Genomic DNA, 24,467 nt, shown 5'->3' on the forward strand with positions numbered 1-24,467 from the left:
CCCTCAACATGCGTGCACGGGCGTAGAGTTTCCTCGACGCCCGTGCTGGTTATCAGTAAAGCTTCTTACTGTGCCCGCTTAAGGGCGATTATTTTTTGTCTTTAACTTCTTCGAATTCAGCGTCAACAACGTCGTCATCTTTCTGCGCGCTGGTATCGCCGCCTTCAGCCTGACCTTGTTGCTGAGCCATTTCCATCAGTTTGCCGGAAACCTGTACCAGCGCCTGGATTTTCGCTTCGATATCAGCCTTGTCTTCACCTTTAGCAGACACTTCCAGTGCTTTCAGGGCTTCTTCTACTGCGGTTTTGTCTTCAGCTGGCAGTTTGTCGCCGGCTTCTTCCAGTTGCTTACGGGTACCGTGGATCAGATGGTCCGCCTGATTGCGGGTCTGAACCAGTTCTTCAAACTTACGGTCAGATTCAGCATTGGCTTCAGCATCGTTAACCATTTTCTGGATTTCTTCTTCGCTCAGACCAGAAGATGCCTTGATGGTGATCTTCTGCTCACGGCCGGTATTTTTGTCTTTCGCAGACACGTGCAGGATACCATCGGCATCAAGGTCGAAGGTGACTTCGATCTGAGCCTGACCGCGTGGTGCTGCCTGAATACCGTCCAGGTTGAATTGACCCAGAGATTTGTTATCACTTGAACGCTTACGTTCACCCTGCAACACATGGATGGTTACTGCAGACTGGTTGTCTTCCGCAGTAGAGAACACCTGACTGTGTTTGGTCGGGATGGTGGTATTTTTAGTGATAAGCGGAGTCATCACGCTGCCCATGGTTTCGATACCCAGAGACAACGGAGTCACATCCAGCAGCAGAACGTCTTTCACGTCACCTGCCAGGACACCACCCTGAACTGCTGCACCGATTGCCACAGCTTCATCCGGGTTCACGTCTTTACGTGGTTCTTTACCGAAGAAATCAGCAACTTTCTTCTGAACCATTGGCATACGGGTCTGACCACCCACCAGGATAACGTCCTGAATGTCAGAAACTGACAGGCCTGCGTCTTTCAGCGCCACTTTCAGTGGTTCGATAGAACGGTTAACCAGGTCTTCAACCAAAGATTCCAGTTTTGCACGGGTCACTTTGATGTTCATGTGTTTTGGACCTGACGCATCAGCAGTGATGTACGGCAGGTTCACGTCAGTTTGCTGAGCAGAAGACAATTCGATCTTCGCTTTTTCAGCGGCTTCTTTCAGACGTTGCATCGCCAGTGGATCGTTACGCAGATCCATGCCTTGCTCTTTCTTAAATTCTTCAACCAGATAGTTGATCATACGGCTGTCGAAGTCTTCACCACCAAGGTGAGTGTCACCGTTGGTCGCCAGTACTTCAAAGGTTTTTTCGCCGTCAACTTCATCAATTTCGATAATAGAGATATCGAAAGTACCACCACCGAGGTCGTATACCGCGATAGTACGGTTGCCGATTTCACGATCCAGACCATAAGCCAGTGCCGCAGCAGTCGGTTCATTGATGATACGTTTGACTTCCAGACCTGCGATACGGCCAGCGTCTTTCGTTGCCTGACGCTGAGCATCGTTGAAGTAAGCAGGTACGGTGATAACAGCTTCAGTTACAGGTTCACCCAGATAATCTTCAGCGGTTTTCTTCATTTTCTTCAACACTTCTGCAGAGATCTGCGGAGGTGCGATTTTCTGACCTTTAACGTCGATCCAGGCGTCGCCATTGTCAGCGCTTACGATCTGGTAAGGCATGATGCCTTTATCACGTTGTACTTCTTCATCCTGGAAGCGACGGCCAATCAGGCGCTTGATCGCGAACAGGGTGTTCTGCGGGTTAGTCACAGCCTGACGTTTAGCCGGAGAACCTACCAGAGTCTCGCCATCTGCCGCATAAGCGATGATGGAAGGAGTGGTGCGGTCGCCTTCAGCATTCTCCAGTACACGAGCAGTCGTGCCATCCATGATAGCTACACAAGAGTTGGTGGTGCCCAGGTCGATCCCAATAATTTTACCCATCTAAAACGTCTCCACTTAAATTCATATTCGTTCAGGTTGCTACTGTATATGTGGCCGATCTTTTCGATTTCAACAGCCCCATTTAACGGATTTCCCGACGGTAACAACTGCGGTTGGGAATAAGATGGGGCCATGCAGCTCAGCATCAAGGGGCAAAGTGAAAAAAAATCTTCAATTGCTGTTACGCCAGATCAATGTTTGCTGACGCAACCCTCCTTATGATGCCGCGCGCTTCTAAAGATATGTGGGTTTTTTACTCATTTCCCAAGCGTTTCTTCCCCCGATTATCAATTAATAATAATTCCGATACAGAGGATCTATGCACAGCAAAACGTTGGCAAATCCAGGCCCGCTCGGGTTGATGGGATTTGGTATGACCACTATCTTATTGAATTTACACAATGCAGGCTTTTTTCCCCTGACAGCAGTGATTGTCAGTATGGGGATTTTTTATGGTGGTTTGATTCAGATTCTTGCCGGGATGATGGAATTTAAAAAAGGGAATACGTTCGGCACGACCGCATTCACTTCTTATGGCGCATTCTGGTTAAGCCTGGTTGGTATCCTGATGCTGCCGCGCATGGGCATGGCTGAAGCCAGCAGCGAAAGCTTCCTTGGCGCTTACCTCGGCATCTGGGGCGTGTTCACCTTATTCATGTTCTTTGGCACCCTGAAAGCAAACCGCGGTTTACAGATCGTTTTCGGCAGTCTGGTTATTCTGTTCGCGCTGTTGTGCTTCGGTAATATGACCGGAAACACGGCGGTACTGCATTTTGCCGGTTTCGAAGGGATCTTCTGTGGCGCCAGCGCGATTTATCTGGCGATGGCCGAAGTGCTGAACGAGCAATATGGCCGTACCGTTTTGCCGGTCGGTGAGCCGAAAAACCACGCTCCCCAGATTGACGCTGTTGTGGCATAAACCCCCTCAGCCAGACGTAAAAAGCCCTGCATCGCAGGGCCTTTTTATGCATAAAAGAAATCACTGGCCGGAAGTTGCGCCTTCGGCAAATTTCTCTGTACGGATCGTTTCGCTGTTCAAATCGCGGCTAAGGTAAATACCGGTCAGCAAGCCAATCACCGACAAGGCCAGCACATAATAAGCCGGAGCCATCGGCGTCAGACGCATAATCAGCGTGACGAAGACCGGAGTCAGGCCGCCGAAAATCGCGTAGGCCATGTTGTATGAGAAAGAGATGCCGGTAAAACGCACTTCCGCCGGGAAGGCCCGCACCATCACATAAGGTACTGCGCCGACCACACCTACGCTCAACCCCGCCAGCGCATACATGCCCATCAGCACCGAGGCATCAGCCGCGACCATGTGATAGAAAGACCAGCTGCAAATCCCGAGGAAGAGGCTGCCGAAAATAAAGGTTTTGCTGGCACCGAGGCGATCAACAATGCTTCCAGAGATAATGCATCCAAACATCAGCGCTACTGTAGCCAGACAGTTGGCCTGTAATGCGGCTGCCGCCGGAATGCCGAATTGCTTCTGCAACCAGGTTGGCGTCATCAGGATCACCACCACGATACCGGCGGATAACAGCCAGGTCATCAGCATCGATACCACGATTTCTTTTTTATGATTGGCCACGACAGATTTCAACGGCAATTCTTCCGCCAGCGCCTTATGCGCTTTCATTTCCATAAAGACAGGCGTTTCCTGTAACCATCGGCGCAGATACATGGCGATCAGACCAAAAATGCCGCCGATGAAAAACGGAATACGCCAGCCGTACTGACTGATGGTCGCTGGCGTCAAGCTGGTGTTCAGTAAAGTTGCCACCAGAGAACCCAGCAGAATCCCCAACGTTAAACCGGCGGTGAGGGTGCCGCAGGCGAAACCGATGCGATTACGTGGCACATGTTCAGCGACAAACACCCACGCGCCCGGCACTTCGCCGCCGATCGCCGCGCCCTGTAACAGACGCATCAGCAGCAGCAACAGCGGTGCTGCCATGCCAATCGAGGCGTAGGTTGGCAACAGCCCCATTGCCAGTGTCGGTAAAGCCATTAATAAAATACTCAGACTGAACATGCGCTTACGGCCAACCAAATCACCGAAGTGCGCCATGATGATACCGCCCAACGGGCGCGCCAGATAACCGGCAGCGAAAATACCAAAAGTCTGAACCTGACGCAGCCAGTCGGGCATATTGGCCGGGAAGAAGAGATCGCCAATTACCGCAGCGAAAAAGACGAAAATGATGAAATCGTAGAATTCGAGGGCGCCACCCAGTGCAGCCAGGGAAAGCGTTTTGAAGTCCTGCCGGTTCAACCGGCGCGATTGTGTGTGTTGCATAGGATACCGTCAGACACCAGAGTAAAAAATGGAAAAAGGTTTTGCCACCTTATGTAAAGTAATCCTTACTATAGCGGCAAATATTTTTCACACCAGTGGTGTCTGACGCTTAACGTCGCTAAATTTCAAAAAGGAACTGTATTCAGTTTTTTATCTCGCGGCGGGCACTTTTCGGACGGAAAGCTGCTACCACCTCATCATGCGTTTCAATGTAAGGTCCGTCGAGCAACTGGATGCAATAGGGCACACTGGCAAAAATGCCGGAAACAATCACTTTACCGTCGGCATCTTTCAGTCCTTCCAGCGTTTCCTGAATAGATTTCGGCTGGCCAGGTAAATTCAGGATTAAAGCCTGTTTGCGGATCACCCCAACCTGACGTGACAAAATTGCCGTCGGTACAAAGTGCAGGCTGATCTGACGCATCTGTTCGCCGAAACCGGGCATTTCACGATCGGCAACAGCCAGCGTGGCATCCGGTGTGACATCCCGGCGCGCAGGCCCGGTCCCCCCGGTGGTTAACACCAGATGGCAGCCGCTTTCATCAACCAGTTCACTGATAGCCTGTTCAATCAAAGGCTGCTCGTCCGGGATCAGCTTTTTCTCCAGCTTAAAAGGCGTAATAAGCGCTTTTTCCAGCCATTCTTCCAGTGCCGGAATACCTTTGTCCTGATAAACACCGCTTGAGGCGCGGTCCGACACTGATACCAGACCAATCCGTAATGTATCCATGCTATTTCTCCACAGCATTTTTCTTCGTAGTCACAGTACTCAGTATATCGGTAACCGGCCGGTGGTTTTATCGCAGGCACAAAAAAAGCGGCTGATTAGCCGCTTTATGCTGGAACTGAATGCTGATTACAGCAGGTCAGAAATCATTTTTTCCAGTTTACCCTGGTCGATTGCAAACTTACGGATGCCGTCAGCCAGTTTATCGATCGCCATTGGATCCTGGTTGTGCTCCCAGTAGAACTGAGATTCAGTCAGTGGCGCAGGACGTGGCTTGGTCTCACCGGAGAAGGACAGTTTACGTTCCAGCGGACCTTCGCTTTCTGCCAGTTCTTTCAGCAGTGCAGGGGCGATGGTCAGACGGTCACAGCCAGCCAGTTCGATGATTTCACCGATGTTACGGAAGCTTGCGCCCATCACGACAGTTTCGTAGCCGTGTTGTTTGTAGTATTCGTAGATTTCGGTTACGGACACAACGCCCGGATCTTCATGCGGTGCGAACTCTTTTTTGTCGCCATTGGCTTTGTACCAGTCAAGGATACGACCAACGAACGGAGAAATCAGGAACACGCCCGCTTCAGCACAAGCACGCGCCTGTGCGAAGGAGAACAGCAGCGTCAGGTTGCAGTTGATGCCTTCTTTTTCCAGTTTCTCTGCAGCGCGGATGCCCTGCCAGGTAGAAGCCAGTTTGATCAGAATACGGTCGTTGCTGATACCCGCATCGTTATACAGTTTGATCAGGCGTTTGGCTTTGGCCACGCTTGCGTCAGTGTCGTAAGACAGACGTGCATCAACTTCTGTTGAAATGCGGCCCGGTACCAGTTTCAGAATTTCCAGACCGATGTTCACTGCCAGTTTGTCAGCTGCATCAGTAATCTGCTGATCGTGATCGCTGCTCTGGTCACGTGCCCAGGCGATTGCTTCGTCGATCAGTTTACGGTATTCAGGAATTTGCGCAGCGCTGAGGATCAGTGACGGGTTCGTGGTCGCATCCTGCGGCTGGTACAACTTCATTGCCGCGATATCTCCGGTGTCAGCAACAACCTGAGTCATTTGGCGTAGGGAAGTCAGTTTATCGGTCATTTTGGCATATCTCATCGTTTGGACGTTTTCGTATAGGCATTTTCATGCCTTGCCTTTGGCTGATGATAACATGCAAAAAGCCAGGCGCAAGGCGCATATCACGGCATGCTCGGCTACGAACATCTATGGATTTCTCACCTTCCAAAACACACAAAATTAGCCAAAATGCATATGTTACCCGTTCAATAAAACAGGTATGTTAGCCACCCAAAGTGGTCATTGCCCGCAAGCAAACAAATAAAAATGATGAAGGGCAAATCAACCAAGGACAACTTATGAACGACCTGCTGGATTTTTTCGATACTATTCTCTGGAGTTCAATCCTGATTTACCTGCTATGCGGCACCGGCATTTACCTTACGTTTCGTCTTGGTTTCATTCAGTTTCGTCACTTTGGCCACCTTTTCTCCCCCACTCTTTATAAGCGAAAACACATCACACGAGGTATTTCCCCGTGGCGGGCGCTGTGTCTCAGCCTTGCATCGCGTATTGGTACCGGGAATCTCACCGGTGTCGCCATCGCCATTACGCTCGGCGGCCCTGGCGCTATTTTCTGGATGTGGATTATTGCAGTTTTCAACATGGCGACGGCAATGATAGAAAACACGCTGGCGCAGATTTACAAAGGCAATGTAGCCCATGAAAAATTTCGCGGCGGGCCGGCTGATTACATGGAAAAAGGGCTTGGAATGCGCTGGATGGGTATCTTGTTTTCCTTGCTGATGGTGATTTCCTGCGGCTTTATTTTCAGCGCCTTACAGGCCAATTCCATTGCTCAGGCTTCTTTCCATCTTCTGCATGTACCGGCGCTGTCCACCGCCTGCATTTTATCCGTGCTGGTCGCGATACTGATTTTTGGCGGTATACGCGCAATCACCTGGCTTTCGAAATGGCTTGTACCGCTGATGGCCTTCGCCTACTTGTTGCTGGCCATCTGGGTTATTGGTCATCACATTGAAAAGTTGCCACAGGTGCTGGCGCTGGTATTCAAAAGCGCCTTCGGCTTACAGCAGGCCGCTTCCGGCGCACTGGCGTATGGCGTGACACAGGCCATTACTCAGGGCATGCAACGCGGCGCCTTTGCCAGCGAAGCCGGTGTCGGTTCTTCACCCAATGCGGCGGCGATGGCGGGCGTAAGCCACCCGGCTATGGTGGGGTTCAGCCAGATGTTTGCCGTCTTCATCGATACCATGGTGATTTGTACCGCAACCGCGCTGATCATCCTGACGTCAGGAGCCCTTGATCAACCTGACGCCCCGGTTGGCATCCGGCTGATACAGCAATCGATTATGCCGGTGACCGCAGGCTGGAGCCATGTGGTTCTGGCCATTCTGGTCTTCTCTTTTGCGTTCACGTCGATCGCCGGAAACTATGCCTATGCCGAAAACAATCTGAATTTCTTTCACGGTTCTTCGCCCGTTAAATTACTGATTTTCCGGTTGATGGTCATCAGCATGGTGTTCTGCGGATGCCTGATGGAATTACAAGTCCTGTGGAAACTGGCCGATATTGTCATGGCGCTGATGGCAATACTCAATCTCACCGCACTGTTGCTGCTTTCGGGCATCGCGGTCAGCGTGGTGAAAGATTATGAACGCCAGCGACGGATGGGGAAAACGCCGGTGTTTAATCCTGATCACTACCCTGAATTACGCGGTCAGCTCCAGCCCGGCGTCTGGGATAAAAAAATGCCTCCGCGCTGATTTCCTGCGCTTTTACCTATCGATATCATGCCTCCATCGCAGTGACTTTTTTGCTACAGTAAGGCAACAAAAATCCTGAATGTGAACCGTCACTGACCAACGGACGAGACTATGCTGACCATTATTTCACCTGCCAAAACGCTCGATTACGAAAGCCCGCTTGCGACAACGCGCTATACCCAACCGGAACTGCTGGATAAATCCAGCCAGCTGATCACCGTGGCACGTAAAATGTCTCCTGCGCAGATTTCTTCACTGATGGGGATCAGCGACAAACTGGCCCATCTGAACGCCGAACGTTTTAATGACTGGCAGCCGGATTTCACGCCGGATAACGCCCGTCAGGCCTTGCTGGCCTTTAAAGGCGATGTGTATACCGGTCTGCAGGCAGAAGATTTCAGTGAGAAGGATTTTGATTTTGCACAGAAACATCTGCGGATGTTGTCAGGTTTATATGGCCTGCTGCGTCCGCTGGATCTGATGATGCCTTACCGTCTGGAAATGGGTATCCGTCTGGAAAATCCCCAGGGCGCGAATCTGTATGCCTTCTGGGGAAATTTGCTGACCGAAAAACTCAACCAACTGCTCAGTGAACAAAAAAGCAAAGTGCTGGTGAACCTGGCGTCTGATGAATACTTCAAAGCGGTGAAACCCAAACTGCTGGATGGCGAAATCATCAAGCCGGTATTCCTCGACGAGAAGAACGGCAAATACAAAGTCATCAGCTTCTACGCCAAAAAAGCGCGCGGCCTGATGAGCCGCTTTATTATTAAAGAGCGTCTGGATAAGCCGAAACAGCTTCAGGATTTCAATCTGGAAGGTTATGAATTTGATGAATCACGTTCGCAGGGCAATGAACTGGTGTTTACCCGTCCTGAGCGCTGATTGACCTGATCTGCGGATACAAAAAAGCCCTCACGAAGAGGGCTTTTGCCTGTCTGAAACACAATATTTATTCAGGCAGCGCCATCAGGAATGCACGCATCTCGCTGAAATCAGCCGGAAGATTATGCGACAACAATGGCAGGTCAGCGCGATCCGCCAGTTCTTTCGGTAAACCGATGTCCTGATCCAGAATCGCTTCCACGCTTTCCTTGAATTTTGCCGGATGCGCCGTCCCGATGAACAGGCCGAACTCGCCCGGTTGCAGCTGGTCACGCAGCACACGGTAAGCAATTGCCGCGTGAGGTTCAGAGATATAACCGATATTGGCCAGCTCGCGCATCGCGTCTTCGGTGGTGTCATCGCTGACCGCACCGAAGCCCAGATCTTTCAGCTGCCAGGTTTTACGACGATACAACTCTTCCACACGCGGCCAGTTGTTGGGCTGGCTGACATCCATAGCGTTCGACAGAGTGGCAACGGTTTTCTTCGGTTCCCACTCGCCGTTAGACAGGAAACGCGGCACCGTATCATTGGCGTTGGTCGCCGCAATAAAGCGTTTCACCGGCAGGCCGAGGGATTTCGCCAGCAGACCGGCGGTCAGATCACCGAAGTTACCGCTTGGTACGGAAACCACCAGCTGATTGCGCGCTTCCTGAGGCAGTTGGGCAACCGCTTCAAAGTAGTAGCAAATCTGCGCCAGCAGGCGGCTGATATTGATGGAGTTGGCTGAGTTCAGTTTCAGCGCGTGTTTCAGTTCTTCATCATCAAACGCCTGTTTCACCAGCGCCTGACAGGCATCAAAGTCGCCGTCGATGGCGACGGTATGAATATTTCCGCCAAGCGTACAGAACAGTTTTTCCTGCAACGGGCTGATTTTGCCGCGCGGATACAGAATCACCACACGAACATTTTTCAGACCGTGGAACGCATGTGCCACTGCCGCGCCGGTATCACCGGAGGTCGCGGTCAGAATGGTCACCGGCTGATCGCCAGATACCTGAGTCAGGATCTGCGCCATGAAGCGGCCACCGAAATCTTTAAAGGCCAGGGTCGGGCCGTGGAACAGTTCCAGACAGGCAATGTCGTCTTCCACTTTGGCAACGGGTGCCGGGAAGGCAAACGCATTTTTTACACGCTGATATAATTCTTCTTCCGGAATTTCATCGCCGATGAAAGCAGAAAGAATTCGGCTGCTGCGGGTGACGAAATCCAGTTCCAGCAAGCGATCAATTTCGGTCAGTTCAAACTCAGGCAATTCCAGCGGGAAGAATAATCCCTGCTGTTTTCCAAGACCTTGTTTGACGGCCTGAGCAAAGCTGACCTGCTCGTTGTGATCCTTCAGGTTGTACAGTTTCATTAGTTATCCCAATAAATTATCGAGTTATCCCAATACCCGCGCGCCCGCGGTATCAAGACGACAAATATGAACAAAGCCTTCGTCATTTTGCAGATAATGCGTCTGCAACCAGTCAGCCATACGTTTCGCTGTCGCACTGTCGTTACACACCGCGAACAACGTCGGGCCGGAACCGGAAATCCCGCAAGCCAGCGCACCAATTTCTTCTGCGGCGCTGCGGGCTTCGGCAAAGCCTGGCAGCAGACGGGTGCGGTAAGGTTCAGCAATCACATCTTTCATCAGTTTTGCGGCCAGCGCAGGTTGCTGAGTGTGGCAGGCATGAATAAAGCCCGCCAGATAACGTCCGTGGCTGATGCAATCCTGACGGCGATACTGCGCAGGTAAAATGGCACGCGCCTCGGCCGTCGAGACTTTAATCCCCGGATACGCCATCACCCACAGCCAGTCATCAAAGCCTGGCACGTCCTGGCTGATGATATCGAGTTCTTCCAGCATCAGCTGAATACCGCCTAAATAGCATGGCGCCACATTATCGAAATGTACGCTACCGGAAATCCGCCCTTCCAGCTCGCCCATCAGCAACAGCATCTGGTTTTCATTCAGCGGTTTACCGCAAAACTCATTCATCGCCATCAGACCGGCGACCACCGAACAGGCGCTGGAGCCCAGACCTGAGCCGATCGGCATGTTTTTTTCCAGCGTCATCGCCACCGGCACTTCTTTGCCGATTTCCTGACAGAAACGCTGCCAGCACTGATAAACGATGTTGTCTTCCATGCGATCCGGCAGTTTAGACACAAACTTGCCTTCGTTTTTCAGACTGAACACTGTGGCCGCCTCAACGGAAACACAGTCGCCCAGCAGCGTGCCATCCACCGGAGACACGGCCGCGCCCAGAACATCGAAGCCTACGCTGACGTTCCCGATTGAAGCCGGGGCATACACCTTAACCATATTAAACTCCTAACTTCCATGACAGCGTTCTCAAAAGATCGGCAAACACACCTGCCGCCGTCACATCATTACCGGCACCGTAGCCACGCAGAACCAACGGCAACGGCTGATAATAGCGGCTGTAAAACGCCAGCGCATTCTCCCCATTTTTTACTTTATAAAGCGGGTCATTACCATCGACGGCATCGATTTTTACTTTGCATTGTCCGTCTTCGATAGCACCGACATAACGCAATACTTTACCTGCCGCGGTGGCATCCGCAACACGCCTGGCAAATTCGGCATCCAGTTCCGGCAGACGCGCCACAAATTCATTCACAGTGCCTTCGCTATTGAAGGACGGCGGCAGAACGGATTCCACATCAATATCCGTCAGCTCCAGTTTGTAACCGGCTTCACGCGCCAGGATCAGCAATTTACGGGCAACGTCCATACCGGACAGATCATCACGCGGATCCGGTTCGGTATAGCCCATCTCTTTCGCCTGCAATGTTGCAGCAGATAACGACATACCTTCATCCAGCTTACCGAAGATGAAGGACAGCGAGCCGGAGAGGATGCCGGAGAAACGCATCAGCTCATCACCGGCATTCAGCAGGTTTTGCAGGTTTTCGATGACCGGTAAACCCGCGCCGACGTTGGTATCGTAGAGGAATTTACGGCGTGAACCATCCGCCGCTTTACGCAACTGATGGTAGTAATTCATGGAAGAAGTATTGGCCTTTTTGTTCGGCGTTACGACGTGGAAACCGTCGGCAAGGAAATCGGCGTATTGATCAGCCACTTCCTGACTGGAAGTACAGTCAACAATCACCGGATTCAGCAGGTGGTATTCTTTCACCAGACGGATCAGGCGTCCCAGATTCAGCGGCTCTTTCGCGGCACCCAGTTCATCACGCCAGGTTTCCAGCGCAATGCCGTGAACGTTAGTCAGCAATGCCCGGGAGTTGGCGATGCCGCAAACGCGCAGATCAATATGTTTGGTTTTCAGCCACGCTTGTTGACGGCGGATCTGTTCAATCAACGCCCCGCCCACGCCGCCTACGCCGATCAGGAAGACTTCGATAACCTGATCAGTGTTGAACAGCATCTGATGGCTGACGCGCACACCGGTGGTCGCATCGTCGTTATTGACGACCACCGAGATAGAACGTTCAGACGACCCCTGCGCAATCGCCACGATATTGATATTGGCGCGCGCCAGTGCCGAGAAGAATTTCGCCGAGATACCGCGCAGGGTGCGCATGCCGTCGCCGACGACAGAAATAACCGCCAGCTTCTCCATCACATCCAGCGGCTCAAGCAGGCCGTCTTTCAGCTCCAGATAGAACTCGTCTTCCAGCGCTTTACGGGCGCGTTCCAGTTCGCTTTGCGGCACACAGAAACTGATGCTGTATTCAGAAGAAGACTGGGTGATCAGCACCACCGAAATGCCTGAACGGGACATCACCGCAAACACGCGCGCCGCCATGCCGATCATCCCTTTCATTCCCGGACCGGAAACGTTGATCATCGCCATGTTGTTCAGATTAGTGATGCCTTTCACCGGCGTATTATCGCCGAGGCTTTCGCTGCCAATCAGCGTGCCTGGCGCCTGCGGGTTGGTGGTGTTTTTGATCAGGCAAGGGATCTGGAACTGGGCAATCGGCAGGATGGTACGCGGATGCAGCACTTTCGCACCAAAGTACGACAGCTCCATCGCTTCCTGATATGACATGGATTTCAGTAAGCGGGCGTCCGGCACGATGCGCGGATCGCAAGTATACACACCGTCGACGTCAGTCCAGATTTCACAACAGTCGGCACGTAAACAGGCAGCCAGCACGGCGGCTGAATAATCGGAACCATTACGTCCGAGCACCACCAGTTCGCCCTGTTCGTTACCGGCAGTGAAACCGGCCATCAGCACAATGTGATCGGCTGGAATAGCGCTGGCGGCGATACGCCGGGTGGATTCGTTGATGTCCACGGTCGATTCAAGGTAATGCCCCTGCGCGAGCAGTTTTTCGACCGGGTTAATGACGGTGACGCCAAAACCTTTGGCAAGGAACACCGCTTCCATAATAGCGATAGAGAGCTTTTCACCACGACAGATGATGGAGGCATTTACGCTGTCCGGGCATTGTCCCAGCAGGGCAATACCGTGCATCAGTTGTTTAAGCTGAGCGAATTCGTGATCGACAAACGCTTTCACTTTCGGCAAATCAAAACCCGGTTGCGCGGCCGCCAGGCCGGTTATCAGCTGACCAAAAATGTTTTCCGCATCACTCATGATGGTCTGAATGTCCTGCCCTGCGACAGTTCGTTCAATCATAGCAACCAGATAGTTGGTGATTTTGGCAGGCGCGGATAATACCGTCGCGACCTGTCCCTGACGTGCATTGCTTTCCATAATGTCCGCAACCCGCAAGAAGCGTTCTGCGTTTGCTACCGAGGTCCCGCCAAATTTCAACACTCGCATTTCTGGTTCTCTCCTGAAGCTCTCGTTTAAATGTAAAAAAAAAGCCCGCACTGGTTAGGTGCGGGCTTTTTTTCTTTTTCCTGTACGCGTCAGCCCGCCCCGTTACCTGTGGTATCGGTGGTGGTAATAATTGTTGTGTTCAGGCTGATGATTCGCATTTTTATTTTCTGTCTGTCTTTAGGTTTGTACTCTGTCTGCCTCTATTAGCTAAAGCATAAGGCACAATAAGTCAATTTTTTTCTATTTTCGGCAGGTTAATCACGGACAGACTGAAATGGATAATTATCTGCCTTTAAAAGCATTTCCAGTACGATCGATAACTCTGCTAGCACCGCACCGGATATCGAACTGTAGCGGTAAGGATTCCCCTCACATCATTGGGTCAGTTTTTTTTCGATGTCATGTAGCAAAGTATGCAGCATTGCCGCATCGCGCTGCTGCAAAAGACCGAGACGCTGATGCAGCCAGTCGGACAATTTCTGGTCATCTTCTGCCCCGACATTTTCCAGTAATCGCCCGACCCGTGCACGCAATGCCGACAACTGTCCCGCTTCGGCATTTTCAGATTTCACTGAGGCCACCTGATTGAGCGACGATAACTGATAACAGAATACCATCACGGCCTGCCCCAGATTCAGCGACGGGTAATCCGCCACCATCGGTACGCCGGTCAGCACATCAGCCAGTTCCAGCTCTTCATTGGTCAGCCCGGAATCCTCACGGCCAAATACCAGCGCAGCGTGATTCACCCACTGGCTTTTCTCTTCAAGCTGCACCTGCAATTCCTGAGGCGTGCAGTAATAGTGAAATTTAGCCCGACTGCGGGCCGTCGTCGCGACAGTAAAATCAATATCAGCCAGGGCTTCTGCCAGTGTGCTGAAATGCAGAGCATTTTGCAGGATGTCCTGCGAACCATGTGCCACCCAACCGGCTTCCGGCTTGAGATGTGCCTCGCTGTCCACAATACGCAAGGAAGCAAAGCCCATGGTTTTCATTGCGCGGGCTGCCGCACCGACATTTTCCGGGCGAGCCGGTGACACTAAAATAATATGAAGTTGCATATGACGCCTTTGCAGGAAGGAAAAAGAATTTGCCGCCTGTATTTCAGCGATGAAATTTTATCCTGTTTCAGACCTATTCATCGTTTATATTCTTCACAAGAACTTAACAGTCGACTTGATATATTCCTTTATTTTATCGGAAAAGCTTAACCGGGAGGTAAAAAAGCTGCTGGCAGGGTTAAGCACATTCCCTTAAAAAATTAGTCATTATTTTTCATATGGATATATAATAATGATACATACAGATTTTGCATTTATCTTGGGTTTCCTGAGGATTAGCTGAATCGTGTACAATAAAGGCCGAAATGTGACTCAAACGTGCATTCTTGTAAGTGTTTTTCACTGTTCTGTTACCGTGCTACAATTGAACTTGATATATGTCAACAAACCGTAATTTTGTTGGGTGGTAATTTCGACACTCGCTGTTATATTGCTGTTAATAGGGTTAGGATATGCGCCGCTTTAGGACCCCGTGGAACTGCAGAAAGTGGAATCCCTGACCGAGCTTGCGATGTTGTTGCCGTTGATGGAAATTGCATCGAGAACGCATTTACGTACTTTAGTCATGTAACGAGTGAGATGGCCAATAAGGCATCAAAATTCATTGGGATATCAAGGACTTCTGTACTCCTATTTTCTATTTGTTGGCAATCTTAGGTAGCAATCATGCAGACCCCTCACATTCTGATCGTCGAAGACGAGTTAGTGACACGTAATACGTTAAAGAGCATTTTTGAAGCAGAAGGCTACATGGTGCATGAAGCCAATGATGGCGCTGAAATGCACCACATTCTGTCCGAAAATGATATCAATCTGGTTATCATGGACATCAACCTGCCAGGCAAAAATGGCCTGCTGCTGGCACGCGAACTGCGTGAACAAGCCAGCGTTGCTTTGATGTTCCTGACCGGCCGCGACAACGAAGTTGATAAAATTTTGGGTCTGGAAATCGGCGCTGATGACTATATCACCAAGCCATTCAACCCGCGCGAACTGACCATCCGCGCACGCAATCTGCTGTCCCGCACGATGAACCTGGGTACTACCGGTGAAGAACGTCGTCTGGTTGAAAGCTACAAATTCAATGGCTGGGAACTCGATATCAACAGCCGTTCACTGATAAGCCCGCAGGGCGAACAGTACAAGTTACCGCGCAGTGAATTCCGCGCCATGCTGCATTTTTGTGAAAACCCGGGCAAAATCCAAACCCGTGGCGATTTGCTGAAGAAAATGACCGGCCGTGAGCTGAAACCTCATGACCGTACTGTTGACGTGACTATCCGTCGCATCCGTAAGCATTTCGAAGCGACTCCGGATACGCCGGAAATCATCGCCACTATCCATGGTGAAGGTTACCGTTTCTGCGGTGATCTGGAAGACTGATACAGAAGGTTGCCAACCGCTCTGCAGTCGATGTGATAAAACGTAAAGGCCAGCGAAAGCTGGCCTTTTGATTTGGATCCCTTGGTGAAACTCAAGGCTCAGCATGTCCCCACGGAATGATCGGCACCGCGCTGAGGGCATTTTTCGGTGAACCGTCCACGACTTTATCGGAATAACTCAGGTAGATAAGCGCATTACGTTTTTCATCATAAAAACGTACCACCTGCAGCTTTTTAAACACCAGAGAGGTACGTTTCTGGAAAACCACGGTGCCTTTGTCTTTGCCCTGCTTAATCTTATCGCTGAGCTCGATAGGCCCTACCTGCTGACAGGAAATCGCCGCATCCGATGTATCTTCGGCCAGACCTAATCCGCCCTTGATGCCGCCGGTTTTTGCACGACTGATATAACAAGTTACATTTTTAATATCAGGATCATCAAAGGCCTCGACCACAATTTTATGGTCCGGACCGAATAATTTGAAGACGGTATCCACTGATCCCACTTGCTCTGCACGTGCTGCTCCAGAACAAAAAATAAACATCCCAAATACAAAAATCCAACATTTATTCATTAAGTTACTCCACGTCATCAGCATGACGTTGTTTTCTAAAGAAACCACAATCAGAAAGCGTGCATTCACACTTTCGGAATGAAATACTCTGTAACACCTGTAAATAGCACAGATAGCCAAAAAAATCTTAAGCAGTCTTATCGGGAAAAAGTTGCTATTATGCCGCCCATCATTCTGTGCATTTATCTTAGTTCAACGAGGACGATCTATGGATCAAGCAGGAATCATTCGTGACCTTCTTAGCTGGTTAGAAACCCATTTAGACCAGCCCTTGTCACTCGACAATGTCGCAGCCAAGGCCGGCTATTCCAAGTGGCACCTGCAGCGCATGTTTAAAGACGTCACGAATAATGCCATTGGTGCTTATATTCGTGCCCGCCGCCTGTCGAAAGCGGCTGTCGCTTTGCGTCTCACCAGTCGCCCGATATTAGATATCGCCCTTCAGTACCGTTTTGACTCCCAACAAACGTTTACCCGGGCTTTCAAAAAACAATTCGCACAAACGCCGGCATTGTATCGTCGTGCTGAAGACTGGCATTCGTTTGGTATTTGCCCGCCGATCCGACTGGGTGCATTCATTCTGCCGCAACCCGAGTATGTCTCATTACCAGAACAGCATCTGATCGGCATGACGCAAAGCTATTCATGTACGCTGGAGCAAATCACCACGTACCGCAACGAGATGCGTCGTCACTTCTGGCGTCAATACATTGGGGAAGCGAAAACGCTGCCGCCAATTCTTTATGGCCTGCACCATTCACGTCCAAGCCAGGAAAAAGATGACGAGCAGGAAGTATTGTACACGACAGCGCTGGAAGCTCAGCACCTGCCGGAAAACGTTGAAGGTCAGCCTATTGTGTTGCAGCACGGTGAATATGCCATGTTCCACTACAATGGCACGCCGGAACGTTTGCAGGAATTTATTCTGACGTTGTACAGCACCTGTCTGCCAACATTGAAACTGACCCGCAGAAAGGGACAGGATATCGAACGCTTTTACACGAATGGCCATGCTCCCGGCACTGCGCCAACCGAAATACAGTGTGATTACCTGATCCCAATCCGCCGCTAACGCCTTCTGGCGTTAGCGTTGCAACTCGTCTAACGCGGGCAGATCAAGATGTGAGACATCGCCCGCCGTTTCCACAATCCAGCCATTTGCCAGCCAGGCGCTTTGCTGGTGATCAACACGCGACAGCGAACAGTTACGCAGGCGCAGACGGCGTTCCGCATACGCAGGCAAGCCGAGGATCGTACTGATCAGACAGCCCAGCGCAATACCGTGGCTGACCAGCAGCGGCTTGCTTCCCGCCGGTAAATCCAGACAGCTGTCGAGCGCGGCACGCATACGCACGGCCAGTTCAGTCATCGTTTCACCTTCGGGGATGCGCCCTTTGGGTGAACCATCAACCATCTGCTTACGCCATATTTCTTCCTGCTCCGTCAGACCATCCAGAATACGTTCTTCCAGCACGCCCATGTGCAGTTCGCGCAAACGTGGCTCATTGATCACTTCACACCCGCAGGCATCAGCGATAATCTGCGCCGTGTGGCGGGTACGTCCTAAGTCACTGGTGATAACGTGAGTGATCCCTTCTTTACGCACGCGCTCAGCAACCTGACGGGCCTGGTAAAGACCTTTAGCCGTCAGCGGGCTGTCTGACTGCCCCTGAATACGGCGGGCGGCGTTCCATTCTGTTTCGCCATGACGGACGAGATATACCTGTAACATGAGTGTTTTCCGTTATACTGCGTGAAATTTGCTAAAGGATGCTAAAACTCTATGTATCATGTTGTCGCTGCAACCACTAACCCGGCAAAAATCAAAGCTATCGCCATGGCTTTTGAAGACATTTTCGGCGCTGAGGCATTTCGCATTGAAGGCGTTGATGTCGACAGTGGTGTTCCAAATCAACCTATTGGCAGTAATGAAACCCGTACCGGGGCACGCCATCGTGTAATCGGTGCGCGTCAGGTTCGTCCCGAAGCAGACTTCTGGGTCGGCGTGGAAGCGGGTATCGAAGACAATATGACATTCGCCTGGATGGTGATTGAGAATATGCACCAGCGCGGCGAATCACGTTCAGCCAGTTTAATGTTACCTGAAATCATTTTACAGGGGATCAACCAGGGCAGTGAATTGGGGGATGAAATGGAAAAACTGACGGGTATCGCAGAGGTGAAGCGTAAAGGCGGCGCCATCGGCATTTTTACCGCCGGGAAACTGAACCGCACCAGCGTTTATCATCAGGCACTGGTGCTGGCTTTAGCGCCTTTTCATAACCCGGTTTATCAAACCCGCGCCCAGACCCATTAAAATTTCAGACTGAAACGGGCACTTCATTCGCCCGTTTTGTCTGCCAGCAGTTGCCCGCTCAACCAATCCTTTAGCGCTGCCGGAGCCGTTTTCAGGCCATTCGATCCCCGGGTTATCGTAGCGATACCGGCACCCAGCTGGCTTTTCAGTTCGCGCTGACTCATCTCTCCCCGCATCAGCTCCTGAATAATGCGTACCCGCGTTCCCAGCGCCGCACGTTCGTCGGGCGTCAGAAGCAGTTGCAGCAGATCCTGATGCAGATTTTCAGCAAAAGATTGCTGTAGCAGTGCCAGAAAGCACTGCCAGTCCTCATTGCCTTGTTGGGAAAGAGCAGGGTCAGTGATGGGTCGTTGATTCATGATTGGGCTGCCATACTATTAAACTAGTACAGCAGCTTATCATAAACGATACGGGATCAGTAACGCCTCTGCCATTCGGCATCCGTCAAAATCTTGGCCGGTTGATGTAAAAAATAGCGATAAAATGCATCATATGCCAACACATTTTTAACATATCGGCGAGTTTCGGAGAAAGGGATACTCTCAATGAACGCGACCGAATCTACCCTGCCCGCGCTATTGCCCAGCCAGGTATTCACACGGGAAGGCCCGGCGTTGTAAGCAGCGCTGGATAAAATACGGTTGCGGCCAAACATCTGATAGACATATTCCAGATAGCTGGTACCGATGGTGATGTTCATTTGCGGATCCAGCAGCTGAGCCGGATTGCTGTAGCCCTGTAAACCAAACATATCCACGGTATGCTGCGCTGTCGCAGGCATCACCTGCATCAGACCAGAGGCTCCTACCGGCGAACGGGCTTTCGGGTTCCACGCGCTTTCCTGACGGGCAATCGCCATCGCGTAGCTTTGCGTGATGCCTTTGTCATTGGTCGCACGGCGGAATTCATCCGGCCACGCCAGCGGGAAACGTTCTTCGAGATAATCCCAAAGCTTGCCGGTAATGGTCGCCTGCACGCTGAGATCGGGCCATTTCTGCTCGAAAGCGTAACGCGCCAGTGCCGACTGCTGAGATTCAGAACGACTGCTGACCAGATAGCTCCATTCAGTGCGTGCAAGATTGTCCATCTGCCAGTACATCAGTTCACGAACGCGGGCGACTTCCGGCAATTTCGCAATGCTGGCATCAGGCTTCGCAGCCACAGAAATTTGCATCGGATAAGCGACATTCAGCTTTTGCGCGGCGGCCATCGGATAGAATCCACGCCCTTTCATTAATGTGCGCAGCATCGCTTCACCTTGTGAGCGCTGACCGTTGTCGATCATCACTGACGCACGCCAGTACTGCCATTCATCTTCCTGCAGGGCATCCGAAGGTAAACGATCCAGCCACTGTCTCAGTCCCTGACGATCACCGGCGGCCAGCGCCATACGAATCCGACGCTCCACCAGCGTGGTGGAATGGCTGCGCAGAATAACGTTATCGCGCCATGCCGCCTGTTCCGGTGTGGCGTCGCTGCCCATATAGCGCCAGGCGACCGCTTCTTCCAGATCCAGACGTTCGCTGTCGCTCATCTTCTGCAGACGCACGAGAACGGGGATCATCGAACGGGCATTTTCCGCATCATCACGGGCGATACGCGCAAACGTAATGCTGGTGGCATTGCGGGTAAAATCAGTCGGCCCGACACTGCGCGCAAAGCTTTCAATGGTATTCGGGTTATTTTGTAAATCCAGCAGCGCATCGCGCATGGTCTGGTAATCCGGCGGTAACTGCTTCGCCAGAAAGTTCACCAGATTCGTATTGCCGGTTTTCATCGCCAGGCCGATGCGTTGCAGCGTAGTCAATGCAGTCTGATTGCCTGCGCCCTGCCAGACGGAGAACAGCTTGTCGCAGGTATTCGGCAGTGACGTGCCGGTCAGCCAGATATCTTTCGCGCCATCAAACGCGGTTTTCTGATCGCCGGTCGCCCATTTGGCGTAATAGTAGTTGCAACGTGCAGCGACCGGTTTCGGCGGCTGCGGGCTGAAAGAGAGCAAACTGTTCCAGTCCTGACGACGCGCCAGCTCATTCACAAAGCGGGCCGGGAGGGAACGCGCAGGCGGCAATGTCGGGTTGGCTTTAACAAAGGCATTCACCTGCGCGGGCGTGGCATCGCCCAGTTCCTGCGTCAGTTGCCGGTATTCCAGATAAGGGTAAAGCGGATAATCTTCCAGCGTGGGCATCAGCTGACTGACGACGTCCAACTGATTGTTATCCCACGCCTGTTTAATCTGCATATAGTGCTGGCGTTGCGAGTCCAGCGAGTCAGCTTTCGCCACGCCCGATACTGTTACCAGCAACACGCTCATTGCCAGAGAGTGCCATTTGTCCACCTTGACCATACTTACCTTTATCCTCACGGGTTGTGCCGAAACTGTTTTGCATTCTGTAGACAGCCACTACGCTAATCGATTCATTTTTAAAATTGAAGCGATGTGCGGACAGCATCACAAACTTTACACAGTGTGGTGCAAGCGACGGACAGTTACCAGACAGCGGCAGATCTATTTTCTGTCACAGAACGTGGCGGCGGGAATAATTTCTCAGAATTCAATATCCGCAATTAATTAGCGGGTATTGCCCGGTAAAACGCCAATAGATAGCACCCTTACCATTTCAACCAAAATAACTACGCTGACAAAACTGAGATTTACTTACTTCAATTTACTTAGATATTTAATTCCTAAACAAACCCTAAATGAAGTGTAATTAATACCGAAATTCCTAAAGGACTTATCCATCTGTTTTTAAAGCAATTTATCTATTAATGCTGATACAAAAAAAGTATTTATTGGCTCAGATCAAATTTATTCACAGATAATTAATTATGATCACACCCTATTGTAAAATTGATTTTTTGATATTCACTATTTCGCCGTCAGGATTGAAATATTAATAGCAGCGCAGTTCATGGCTTATGGAAAAGTATATGACTCACTCAACTTCATCTGTAAAAACGAATGCCAGCCCCTCTTCTTCTGTCGCGACAGAAAACAAAAACTGGTATCAGATTAGTGGTAACGACGCCATGCAGCGTCTGGGAACTGGCGAGAATGGCCTGACCCGGCACGATGCCAGCGAGCGTCTGAAAGAATATGGCCCGAACGCCTTACCGGAAAAAGCCGCCAAAAGCGCCCTGATGCGTTTTCTGGCGCACTTCAATGATGTCCTGATTTATATCCTGCTCGCGGCTGCCATCGTGACCGGTGCCATGGGACACTGGGTGGACACGCTGGTGATTTTGGGCGTGGCCGTCATCAATGCGCTGATCGGTTTTTTGCAGGAAAACAGCGCTGAGAAATCACTGAAAAGCATTCAGAATATGCTGTCAAGTCAGGCAGTTGTCATGCGTGACGGACAGATACAAACCATCAATGCCGACCAGCTGGTGCCCGGTGATATCGTGCAGTTGCGCCCGGGAGATAAAATCCCGGCGGACTTGCGCATTGTCAGCGCGCATAACCTGCAGGTCGAAGAAGCCATTCTGACCGGTGAATCCACCGTGGTGGTGAAAAACGCACAGGTCATTGACGATGAAGTCATGATCGGCGACCGCCACAACCTGCTGTTCTCCGGCACCATGATCAGTGGCGGCACCGCAACCGGTGTGGTTTATGCCACAGGTAAAGACACCGAACTGGGTCACATCAACCAGATGATGTCGTCGATTACGCCGCAGCGCACCCCGCTGTTGCAGCAAATCGACAAACTGGGCAAAGGCATTTTCGCCCTGATTCTGCTGATGATGGCGTTCCTGTTTGTCTTCGCCTTTATCCTGCGCGATATGCCATTGGGCGAACTGTTGTTGTCGCTGATTAGCCTGGCCGTGGCTTCGGTTCCCGAAGGTTTACCGGCGATTATCTCGATTATTCTCTCCCTTGGCGTGCAGTCGATGGCGCGTAATCACGCCATTATCCGCAAGCTGCCGACAGTCGAAACACTCGGCTCCATGACGGTTATCTGCTCGGATAAAACCGGCACGCTGACCATGAATGAAATGACTGTGAAAGCCGTCATTCTGGCAGACCGCGTTTATCAGGTTGAAGGCGAAAGCTATCAGCCTAAAGGCCGGATTGTTGACGCACAAACCCGGCAACAGATTGATGTCACTCATACACCGGTGCTCAATACCTTCATCACTGCAGTTGATTTATGCAACGACAGCCAACTGATGCAGGACGATAAAGGCCACTGGGGCATTACCGGCGGGCCGACTTCCGGCGCACTGAAAGTACTGGCGGCGAAATCAAACCTGAATACCGGCAAAGTCGAGCCGCTGGATAAAATCCCGTTCGATTCCAAACACAAATACATGTCGACGCTGCAACGCATCAACGGCAAAACCCGGTTGTTCGTGACCGGCGCACCGGACGTACTGTTCTCTTTAGCCTCGTTTGAACTGACCGAAAACGGCGTGCAGCCTTTCCGCCGGGAATACTGGGAAGAAGAGATGGCGCGCTATGCCCGTCAGGGTCTGCGCATGGTCGCTGCGGCATTGAAAGATGAGCCGGAAATCGGTGGCAACCTGAACCATAGCCATCTGCAACAGGGTCTGATTTTCGTCGGTATCGCTGGCATGATGGATCCCCCTCGCCCGGAAGCCATTGATGCGATTGCCCAGTGTCAGCAGGCCGGGATCCGCGTGAAGATGATCACCGGCGACCATCAGGAAACCGCGATGGCCATCGGCAAAATGTTAGGGATTGGCAACAGCAGTGATTCCATCACCGGTTACCAGCTCGAGCATATGGATGATGCAGAACTGGCCGCTGCCGCCAGCCAGTATGATATTTTCGCCCGTACCAGTCCCGAGCATAAATTACGGCTGGTAAAAGCGTTACAGGATGCCGGTGAAGTGGTCGGAATGACCGGTGACGGTGTCAACGATGCGCCCGCGTTGAAACAGGCTGACGTCGGTATCGCGATGGGGATCAAAGGCACCGAAGTTACCAAAGAAGCCGCTGACATGGTGCTGACCGATGACAACTTCGCGACCATCGCCAGCGCGGTCAGGGAAGGTCGTCGCGTTTACGACAACCTGAAGAAAACCATTCTGTTTATTCTGCCGACTAACCTCGCGCAGGGACTGCTGATTATCCTGGCCATTCTGGCCGGGGCAGTCATCCCGCTGACACCGGTTCAGATCTTGTGGATGAACATGGCAACGTCGACCACGCTGTCCTTCGGTCTGGCCTTTGAGCCGGGTGAGAAAGGCATGATGAGGCGCCGTCCGCGCGCGCCGGGTCAGCACGTTCTCGACCTGCATGCTGTCTGGCGTATCGCCTTCGTGGGTATTCTGATTGCCTGCAGTGCCTTTGTGCTGGAAGCCTGGATGCAACCGCGTGGTTACAGTAGCGATTTGATCCGCACCGTGCTGTTACAGACGCTGGTCACCGCGCAGTGGGTGTATATGTTTAACTGCCGCGTAATGGACCGTTTCCCGCTGACGCGCGAAGTGTTCGTCAACAAAGGGTTATGGATTGTTTCCGGTGTCTTACTGCTCCTGCAACTGGCGTTGATTTATCTGCCAGTCATGAACCAGTTGTTTGGCACCGTGCCGATGCCACTGAAATTCTGGGGGATCACGCTGGTGGTTGGCGCGATGATCTTCGTGATCGTCGAAATCGAGAAATGGCTGGTTAACCGCTTCATCCGCAAGAAAGTCTGA

The 24,467-nt window shown here is 51.5% G+C and carries 20 protein-coding genes and 1 other annotated feature; of the genes, 7 read left to right on the top strand and 13 right to left on the bottom strand.

Annotation, left to right across the window (positions count from 1 at the left end; genetic code table 11):
- Window positions 1-88: 88 nt before the first annotated feature.
- Window positions 89-1,990, bottom strand: a complete 1,902-nt coding sequence (gene dnaK, locus EX31_RS03900) for a molecular chaperone DnaK (RefSeq protein WP_013577068.1) — start codon at window positions 1,988-1,990, stop codon at window positions 89-91.
- 319 nt (window positions 1,991-2,309) lie between these two features.
- Here dnaK and satP point away from each other — a divergent pair, with 319 nt between their 5' ends.
- Window positions 2,310-2,909, top strand: a complete 600-nt coding sequence (gene satP / locus EX31_RS03905) for an acetate uptake transporter (RefSeq protein WP_037033464.1) — start codon at window positions 2,310-2,312, stop codon at window positions 2,907-2,909.
- 60 nt (window positions 2,910-2,969) lie between these two features.
- Here the strand turns inward: satP and EX31_RS03910 are convergent, their stop codons facing one another.
- The 3 genes from EX31_RS03910 to tal all read right to left on the bottom strand — a co-directional run bounded on the left by EX31_RS03910 (window position 2,970) and on the right by tal (window position 6,102).
- Window positions 2,970-4,292, bottom strand: a complete 1,323-nt coding sequence (locus EX31_RS03910) for an MFS transporter (RefSeq protein WP_037033465.1) — start codon at window positions 4,290-4,292, stop codon at window positions 2,970-2,972.
- Window positions 4,293-4,434: 142 nt separating this feature from the next.
- A complete protein-coding gene (gene mog, locus EX31_RS03915; protein WP_037033467.1) occupies window positions 4,435-5,022 on the bottom strand; it encodes a molybdopterin adenylyltransferase in 588 nt (195 codons plus the stop codon).
- A 126-nt stretch (window positions 5,023-5,148) separates the two neighbouring features.
- Window positions 5,149-6,102 carry a transaldolase gene (tal, locus tag EX31_RS03920; RefSeq protein WP_037033577.1) on the bottom strand — a complete coding sequence of 318 codons (954 nt, stop codon included), beginning with the start codon at window positions 6,100-6,102 and terminating at the stop codon, window positions 5,149-5,151.
- A gap of 275 nt (window positions 6,103-6,377) precedes the next feature.
- Between tal and EX31_RS03925 the strand changes: the two genes are divergently transcribed.
- Both EX31_RS03925 and yaaA read left to right on the top strand, forming a co-directional pair.
- Window positions 6,378-7,805 (top strand): alanine/glycine:cation symporter family protein, encoded by a 1,428-nt coding sequence (locus tag EX31_RS03925; RefSeq protein ID WP_037033468.1) that lies wholly within the window; start codon window positions 6,378-6,380, stop codon window positions 7,803-7,805.
- Window positions 7,806-7,916: 111 nt separating this feature from the next.
- Window positions 7,917-8,690 carry a peroxide stress protein YaaA gene (gene yaaA / locus EX31_RS03930; RefSeq protein WP_037033470.1) on the top strand — a complete coding sequence of 258 codons (774 nt, stop codon included), beginning with the start codon at window positions 7,917-7,919 and terminating at the stop codon, window positions 8,688-8,690.
- Between the two features lie 67 nt (window positions 8,691-8,757).
- Here the strand turns inward: yaaA and thrC are convergent, their stop codons facing one another.
- The 5 genes from thrC to EX31_RS03950 form a co-directional block, all read right to left on the bottom strand.
- Window positions 8,758-10,047: a threonine synthase gene (thrC, locus tag EX31_RS03935; protein ID WP_013577075.1), complete on the bottom strand. Its 1,290-nt coding sequence runs from the start codon at window positions 10,045-10,047 to the stop codon at window positions 8,758-8,760.
- A 24-nt stretch (window positions 10,048-10,071) separates the two neighbouring features.
- Window positions 10,072-11,001 (bottom strand): homoserine kinase, encoded by a 930-nt coding sequence (gene thrB, locus EX31_RS03940; RefSeq protein WP_037033471.1) that lies wholly within the window; start codon window positions 10,999-11,001, stop codon window positions 10,072-10,074.
- A gap of 1 nt (window position 11,002) precedes the next feature.
- Window positions 11,003-13,462: a bifunctional aspartate kinase/homoserine dehydrogenase I gene (thrA, locus tag EX31_RS03945; protein ID WP_013577077.1), complete on the bottom strand. Its 2,460-nt coding sequence runs from the start codon at window positions 13,460-13,462 to the stop codon at window positions 11,003-11,005.
- A gap of 34 nt (window positions 13,463-13,496) precedes the next feature.
- Window positions 13,497-13,613: a sequence feature (Thr leader region), on the bottom strand.
- The gene (gene thrL, locus EX31_RS25125) at window positions 13,552-13,620 is read right to left on the bottom strand and encodes a thr operon leader peptide (protein WP_071823645.1); all 69 of its coding nucleotides are present in this window, start codon (window positions 13,618-13,620) and stop codon (window positions 13,552-13,554) included. (Overlaps the previous feature by 62 nt.)
- A 216-nt stretch (window positions 13,621-13,836) precedes the next feature.
- Window positions 13,837-14,523, bottom strand: a complete 687-nt coding sequence (locus EX31_RS03950) for a tRNA/rRNA methyltransferase (protein WP_037033472.1) — start codon at window positions 14,521-14,523, stop codon at window positions 13,837-13,839.
- Between the two features lie 666 nt (window positions 14,524-15,189).
- Between EX31_RS03950 and arcA the strand changes: the two genes are divergently transcribed.
- Complete coding sequence (arcA, locus tag EX31_RS03955; RefSeq protein ID WP_013577079.1) at window positions 15,190-15,906, top strand: two-component system response regulator ArcA; 717 nt, start codon at window positions 15,190-15,192, stop codon at window positions 15,904-15,906.
- 91 nt (window positions 15,907-15,997) lie between these two features.
- Here the strand turns inward: arcA and creA are convergent, their stop codons facing one another.
- Window positions 15,998-16,480, bottom strand: coding sequence for a protein CreA (gene creA, locus EX31_RS03960; protein ID WP_013577080.1), 483 nt, complete (start codon window positions 16,478-16,480; stop codon window positions 15,998-16,000).
- Between the two features lie 208 nt (window positions 16,481-16,688).
- On the opposite strand from creA, the gene robA reads away from it, so the two are divergent.
- Window positions 16,689-17,552: an MDR efflux pump AcrAB transcriptional activator RobA gene (gene robA, locus EX31_RS03965; protein WP_013577081.1), complete on the top strand. Its 864-nt coding sequence runs from the start codon at window positions 16,689-16,691 to the stop codon at window positions 17,550-17,552.
- Window positions 17,553-17,564: 12 nt separating this feature from the next.
- On the opposite strand, the gene gpmB is transcribed toward robA, so the two are convergent.
- Window positions 17,565-18,212 (bottom strand): 2,3-diphosphoglycerate-dependent phosphoglycerate mutase GpmB, encoded by a 648-nt coding sequence (gene gpmB, locus EX31_RS03970; RefSeq protein ID WP_013577082.1) that lies wholly within the window; start codon window positions 18,210-18,212, stop codon window positions 17,565-17,567.
- 51 nt (window positions 18,213-18,263) lie between these two features.
- On the opposite strand from gpmB, the gene yjjX reads away from it, so the two are divergent.
- Window positions 18,264-18,797 carry an inosine/xanthosine triphosphatase gene (gene yjjX / locus EX31_RS03975; RefSeq protein WP_013577083.1) on the top strand — a complete coding sequence of 178 codons (534 nt, stop codon included), beginning with the start codon at window positions 18,264-18,266 and terminating at the stop codon, window positions 18,795-18,797.
- Window positions 18,798-18,820: 23 nt separating this feature from the next.
- On the opposite strand, the gene trpR is transcribed toward yjjX, so the two are convergent.
- Window positions 18,821-19,156, bottom strand: coding sequence for a trp operon repressor (trpR, locus tag EX31_RS03980; protein ID WP_013577084.1), 336 nt, complete (start codon window positions 19,154-19,156; stop codon window positions 18,821-18,823).
- Between the two features lie 56 nt (window positions 19,157-19,212).
- On the bottom strand, window positions 19,213-21,132 hold the full coding sequence (gene sltY / locus EX31_RS03985; protein ID WP_173362118.1) for a murein transglycosylase: 1,920 nt from the start codon (window positions 21,130-21,132) through the stop codon (window positions 19,213-19,215).
- A gap of 596 nt (window positions 21,133-21,728) precedes the next feature.
- On the opposite strand from sltY, the gene EX31_RS03990 reads away from it, so the two are divergent.
- Window positions 21,729-24,467: a cation-transporting P-type ATPase gene (locus tag EX31_RS03990; RefSeq protein WP_037033578.1), complete on the top strand. Its 2,739-nt coding sequence runs from the start codon at window positions 21,729-21,731 to the stop codon at window positions 24,465-24,467.

The organism is Rahnella sp. WP5, from assembly GCF_000745615.1.
Classification (GTDB): Bacteria; Pseudomonadota; Gammaproteobacteria; order Enterobacterales; family Enterobacteriaceae; genus Rahnella; species Rahnella aceris.